This window comes from Flavobacterium seoulense (assembly GCF_000695795.1).
Taxonomy (GTDB): Bacteria; Bacteroidota; Bacteroidia; order Flavobacteriales; family Flavobacteriaceae; genus Flavobacterium; species Flavobacterium seoulense.
On the sequence record NZ_JNCA01000031.1, the window covers coordinates 48,396 to 54,720 of the forward strand.

4 protein-coding genes are annotated in these 6,325 nt (G+C 31.4%); all 4 read left to right on the forward strand.

The features are described 5' to 3' along the window. Positions 1-466 precede the first annotated feature (466 nt). Positions 467-682: a helix-turn-helix domain-containing protein gene (locus FEM21_RS14680; protein WP_035661969.1), complete on the forward strand. Its 216-nt coding sequence runs from the start codon at positions 467-469 to the stop codon at positions 680-682. Between the two features lie 11 nt (positions 683-693). Continuing rightward, the gene (locus FEM21_RS14685) at positions 694-2,367 is read left to right on the forward strand and encodes a DNA cytosine methyltransferase (protein WP_051627627.1); all 1,674 of its coding nucleotides are present in this window, start codon (positions 694-696) and stop codon (positions 2,365-2,367) included. 183 nt (positions 2,368-2,550) lie between these two features. Then, a complete protein-coding gene (locus FEM21_RS14690; RefSeq protein ID WP_035661972.1) occupies positions 2,551-4,020 on the forward strand; it encodes an ATP-binding protein in 1,470 nt (489 codons plus the stop codon). Then, a partial coding sequence (locus FEM21_RS14695; RefSeq protein ID WP_051627628.1) for a Z1 domain-containing protein occupies positions 4,017-6,325 on the forward strand: 2,309 nt, incomplete at its 3' end. The genes FEM21_RS14690 and FEM21_RS14695, both read left to right, overlap by 4 nt.

Genomic DNA, 6,325 nt, shown 5'->3' on the forward strand with positions numbered 1-6,325 from the left:
GAGATTTTTTCAGAATGTTATAGGATATTAGCATAAAGCTTCTCGATACATTTTTGGCTTATGAAGTTCTTGTTCAAAACAAATTCCTCAAGCCAAAAACACTCGAAGTGACGTAACAGCCGTCAGTTCGAGTGAATTTTCGGAAAATGCGAATAGCTTTTTCTGAAAATTTGTATCGAGAACTATTTTTATAAGAAGCAACTTCCTGCCCTTCGCTTCACTCTTATTTGTAGTCCCGGATTTTTCTAAGCGCCAAAAAGGAGCTTCCTGCAGTCGCTCTTTTGGGACAAGAAAAAATCACAGCCCTCCCGCATAAGGAGTTTAACTGCGGTCAGGGCTAGAATTTATCAATAAAATCCAAATATAAGATTCATAGAAATTATAAGAATAAACATCAGTATTCCAATATGGAATACCCACTTTAATTCATCAATATTGCAATATGGAATATTAAAAATATTTCTTTATGAATGAAAGAAAAATCAATCAGTTTATTTGCAACCAACTAGTTAAAGCCAGAGAAGAAAAGGGTTTAACTCAGAAAAGAGTTGAAGAAAGTGGAGTTATTAAGCAAAGTAATCTATCCAAAATAGAAAATGGAGCAAAAAATGTTAGTGCCGCTAAACTTTTTATTCTCGCAAATTTTTATCAAAAACCTATTGAATTTTTCTTTAAAAAATAATAGTTAAACCCATGGAAGAAGAAATTCCAATTATAGATATTTTCGCTGGTCCTGGCGGTTTAGCAGAGGGATTTTCCTCTTTAATAAATGCGGATGAAAATCGTGTTTTCAAAATTGCCTTATCAATTGAAAAAGATGAAAATGCACATCGCACTCTAAAACTTAGAAGTTTTTATCGCCAATTCCCAGTTAATCAGGCTCCCGCAGATTATTATTCTTTCGTAAGAGGAGAAATTACTATCGATCAACTTTACACCAATCATCCGATTCAGGCACAATTAGCAGATGAAGAAGCCTGGTGCGGAACTTTAGGCACGCCAGATGAAACTGAGACTAATGGCGTAAGTAACGAAGAGGTGGACGAAAGAATAAGAATAGCCTTAAATGGAAATCCAAACTGGGTATTAATTGGAGGTCCGCCATGTCAGGCATATTCGTTAGTTGGTCGCGCAAGACGTCAGGAAATTATTTTGGATGGAGCTACCGATAAAAGAGTTGGATTATATAAAGAATATCTACGTATTATTGCAATGCACACTCCTGCTGTATTTGTTATGGAGAATGTCAAAGGTCTTCTGTCGGCAAGGACAGAAAGTGAAAGTATATTTCAAAGAATATTAACTGACCTTAAAAATCCTGTTAATGCCTGCATAGCTGAAGGAATTGTTACAGATGTAAATCAACCCCACATAAATTATAGAATATATTCTCTTACAACGGAAGCTACTAACTTTGATGATGATGGAAATCCAATATTTAATCCTATCGACTACCTCATTAAATCAGAGGACTACGGTGTTCCACAAAGGAGACACAGGGTTATACTTTTAGGTGTTAGACAAGATTTTGGCGCACCACAAAGTATTTTACAACCTCAGGAACAAATTACTCTTTCATCTGTAATAGATAATCTTCCGGCAGTAAGAAGTGGCATCACAAGATCTTTTTCGCACTTCACAATGGTTGAAGGGAAAAATCAGACTTTAAAAAAGAAAAGACATTATAACCGAATCAATGATTCTGCAGAAAACTGGAGAAATTATATTAACGGATTTAATGAAGAACTAAACACATTTCTTCAACCTTTACAAAATAATTTAAATTATCCGGTTATACTGGGACTTAATTATCAGCCACACAATAATTATAATTTACCTGAAGAGCATTTATTATCAGGTTGGTTTGCTGATGATAATCTTGGAGGAATCCTTCAGCATGTTTCACGCAAACATCTATTAGAAGACTTGAAAAGATATTTATTTGCAGCCCGATATTCTGAAATAAATGGAACTTTCCCAAGGCTTGATGACTACAGAGATGCTGGAAATGATTTATTGCCAGATCATGAAAATGCAGGTTCTGGAAAATTTACAGATCGATTCCGTGTACAATTACCAAATATTTCCGCAACCACAGTTACTAGTCACATTTCAAAAGACGGTCATTATTTTATTCATTATGATCCGGTACAATGCAGAAGTTTAACTGTTAGGGAAGCTGCCAGAATCCAGACATTTCCAGACAATTATTATTTCTGTGGAGAACGTACTAACCAGTTTCATCAGGTTGGAAATGCTGTACCTCCCTATTTGGCTTTCCAGATTGCAGAAATTGTCTCAGGTATTTTGAATCCTCCACTTAATGAAAATGAAAATATTGTCCAAGAATTAGAAAGAATAAATTAATAGCAAACATATTTAATAAACAAACCTGTTCTGTCCCAATGTCGAATGGATTGCTAAAAAAATAAAAGAAATGATATAGTACATTTTTTCTTGAATTACATTATTAATAAATACCACAATTAAAATGATAATTAATCAACATTAGATGTAAAACAAAACTACATCTATTAACACTATGTGAGTATGCATGAATTCAAAGCTGAAAATGCCAAGCCAAATCCAAGATCAACAATAAACTCATATCGTAGTTTTGGTTATAATCTTTCAACTGCAATAGCAGATATAATTGACAATAGTATTTCTGCTAATGCAGATACCATTGAAATTGATTTTGCCTGGAAAGGAAAAGATTCTGTAATTTCTATTTTGGATAATGGTAAAGGAATGAATTTAGAAGAACTGATTGTAGCTATGACTCCAGGGAGCAAAGACCCAGAAGATACGAGGGAGGAAAAAGATTTGGGAAGATTTGGTATGGGGCTAAAAACGGCTTCATTCTCTCAATGTAAAAGACTTACTGTTGTAACCAAAAAAGAAGGTTATCCAACAATTAAACGCTGTTGGGATATAGAATTTATTAATAGTGTAGAAGAATGGACGCTGTTAAATTATATATCGGATGAATCACACCTGAAAAAAATTGACAATTTAAAAAGCGGCACTTTGATTATTTGGGAATTGTTGGATAGAATTGTTGGCGATTCTAAGGAAGAAAATGAAGCTGTAAAGAATGCTTTCTATCAGGAAATGTCAACAGTTAACGAGCATTTAAGCTTAGTTTTTCACCGTTTTATTGAAGGCAAAAAAATCAAACTTCTTTGTAATACTTATGACATTGAAGCATGGAACCCGTTTTTATTAAATCTCAATCCTAAACCGGAAATGGGACAATTAGAAGTTTTACAGAATAATGTGGAAGTTACCTATTTCATATTGCCTCACATGTCCAAGATAAGTAATGAAGATTATGAAAAATCAGGTGGCCCTTTAGGCTGGTATCAACAGCAGGGCTTTTATATATATAGAGGTGATAGATTACTTGTATCTGGAGACTGGTTAGGTATTGAAAAAAAGAGAGAATATTCAAAGTTAGCTAGGATAGCAATAAATTTTCCTAACGCAAGGGATTTTGACTGGAATCTTGATATAAAAAAATCAACCGCAACACCACCTATAGAAATAAGGAAAGAATTAGCCAGAATAGCAAAAATGGCTGTTATGAAATCCGCAAAAATATATAATTGGAGAGGTCAAAAATCGATATCTTCAGGTTATAATAGTCAATCTTTTGAGAGTTTATGGAAAGATGAAACAAACAGAGAAGGTATAAAGAAATATAAAATAAATAAGAAACATCCAATAATAAAACAATTACTTGATTCTGAAAAGGAAAACAAGCTTTTTTCAAAAGCTTTAAAACTTATTGAAGAAAATATTCCGTTAGAATTGATTTTATACAATCAAAATGAGAATCCATCTTTTCATGAGTTAGAAAGCATTCCTGAAATTCCTAGTGATGAATTAGTAAAATTAGCAATAGAATTATATAAAATTTATATTCTACAAGGAGTTCCTGAAAACTTGGCTAGACAACAAATAATAAATTCAACTCCATTCAATCTGTTTCCATTAATAAATGACTATTTAATATGAACGATATAAAAAACTCGGCTAGATTAATAGCGCATACACTTTTGTCTCATGCAAAACAAAATGATGAAATTACAGATGAAATAATTTTGAATATTATTGATAAAGTTGAGTCAACAATGGCATCTGTTGGTCAATTAATTGACAAAAGAGAATTGTTTGAAATATTAGTAGCAGATTTTAGTATTGGAAAGGGTTCAATTACTGAATTGAATGGAGATATTATACCTTGGCTTTATTCGAGTAAGGATGATATTAATTGGGAATTGTGGAGTAGATATAAATCATATATGCACGAAATAGACCCTTCGTTCCCTATTAATGATTTAGATGATTTTACTGATAGAATATTAGACAAATGTGTTAATCCTAATCAGAAAGGCTCTTGGGATAGAAGAGGAATGGTTGTCGGTCATGTTCAGTCAGGAAAGACTTCAAACTATGTTGGATTAATTAATAAAGCTACTGATGCTGGATATAAAGTTATTATAGTTATTGCAGGAACAATAAGTTCATTGAGAAGACAAACTCAAGAACGAATTGATGAAGGTTATGTTGGAAGAAGTAGTTCTGCTTTTTTATTAAACAAAGCTGAAAACAGAATAAGAGGTGTAGGAAAATATACAGTTGGTACAGAAATTTATCCGTTAACGTCATCAAATTATGTTAAAAAAGACGAAGGAGATTTTAGTATTAAGATCGCTAAAAATGCAAATATTCCTATTGGTAAAAATCCAGTTGTTTTTGTAATTAAAAAAAACAAAACAATACTTGAAAATTTAATCCATTGGTTATCTAACGATTCTAATATAAAATATGTAAATGGACAACCAAAATTATTTGATGTCCCTGCATTGATAATTGACGATGAGGCTGATGCTGCTTCCGTTAATGCAACTAAAGACATAAATGATATTAAAACGATTAATAAGTTAATAAGAACTTTATTAAATATTTTTGATCAAAACACATTTGTTGGTTATACAGCAACACCTTATGCCAACTTATTTATTCCGCAAGATTTCAATGATGAATTAACTACAATTGTAAAAGGCAAAACATATTTTATAGGTGAAGATTTATTCCCTAAAGATTTTATTATAAACATAATAGCTCCGAAAAATTATATTGGAGCAGCTAAAATATTTGGTTTAGAAAATCCAGTTACTGGCGAAAGTCACGAACCATTAAATATTTTTAGAGTTATTGATGATTATGATCCACCATTCTTTAGGACAATTAATAAAAATAACAAGGATGATTTACCTGAATATTTACCTAAAAGTCTTGAAACTGCTATAAAATCATTTATTCTTACTTGTGCAATTAGAAGATTAAGAGGTCATGAGAAAAAGCATAATTCTATGTTAGTTCATGTTGCTCTTTATGTTAAATGGATTGACAGAGTAGCATCTTTGGTCAACGAAAGAATGAAAGATTTTCAAAATTATATAAGTGCAAATGATTCTAAATTTTTGAAAGAATTAGAAGAATTATATATTAATGATTTTTTACCTACAACCGAAAATATAATTGAAAATATAGATTACAAAGATAATAGAATTGAACTGCATGATTGGGATAGTGTAAAAACAGAATTAAAGAAGGCAGCTTCAAAAATTGATGTCCGTGCTGTTCATGGAACTCGATCAACAACAAATTTAGAGTATCATAATATTGATGAAATTGATTACTCTAGGTATGAAGATGGTCTTTCTGTAATAGCTGTTGGTGGTGGTAGATTGGCTAGAGGGATAACTTTAGAAGGTTTGTCAACGAGTTATTATTTAAGAACCACAAGAATGTATGATTCTTTGATGCAAATGGGAAGATGGTTTGGTTATAGACCAGGTTATGTTGATTTGTGTAGATTATATACAACAGAAACCATTTATGAATGGTTTAACCATATTACAATGGCTACTGAAGAAATGAGGTGTGATTTTGATGAAATGACCACTCGAAATTTAAAACCAAAAGATTTTACGTTAAAAGTAAGAAATCATCATGGTTTATTAGCAATTACAAGTGTCGCTAAACTTTTTTGGGCTCAAGATATTTCAGTATCTTTTTCTGGTTCAAATCCACAAACTTATTTGTTACTTAAAGACAAAAAATCAATTCAGAACAACTTTAATAATTTAAAGAATTTATTTGAAAGATTAGGATTTCCGACTAATGGAAACATAAAACAAATAAGAAATAAAATTAAATATTTATTATATAGAAATGTACAAATAGAGGCGTTAACTGATTTTATTGAAAATTATAAAATAAATATTCCTTCAATAAATAATCAAGTGATATC

Coding starts and splice junctions, on each gene's coding strand:
- FEM21_RS14690 (WP_035661972.1), top strand. CDS start 2,551: ATGCATGAATTCAAAGCTGAAAATGCCAAGCCAAATCCAAGATCAACA.
- FEM21_RS14680 (WP_035661969.1), top strand. CDS start 467: ATGAATGAAAGAAAAATCAATCAGTTTATTTGCAACCAACTAGTTAAA.
- FEM21_RS14685 (WP_051627627.1), top strand. CDS start 694: ATGGAAGAAGAAATTCCAATTATAGATATTTTCGCTGGTCCTGGCGGT.